Here is a 250-nt window from a genome sequence, read left to right on the forward strand (position 1 = left end):
GTGTTCGCGAAGAGCTTCTACCGCGTGCTCGGCACGGCGGCCGGCCTGGTGGCCGCGTTGGCGCTCGGCGGCCTGTTCGCGCAGCAGCCCGAGCTGTACATGGCCGGCATCACGCTGTGGATCGGCAGCTGCATCGCGCTCGCGGTGCGCAACCGTCACTTTCGCTGGTACGGCTTCGTGCTCGCCGGCTACACGGCCGCGCTGATCGGCCTGCCCGCGGTGATGACGCCGCAGACGCTGTTCCAGTCGG

General features: G+C 70.4%; 1 protein-coding gene. It reads left to right on the forward strand.

The features are described 5' to 3' along the window. Nucleotides 1-250, forward strand: a 250-nt coding sequence (locus R2R70_RS22015; protein WP_410979198.1) for an FUSC family protein, incomplete at both ends; no start/stop codon positions are given.

It is taken from the genome of Cobetia sp. SIMBA_158, from assembly GCF_046566945.1.
In the GTDB taxonomy this organism is placed as follows: domain Bacteria; phylum Pseudomonadota; class Gammaproteobacteria; order Pseudomonadales; family Halomonadaceae; genus Cobetia; species Cobetia amphilecti.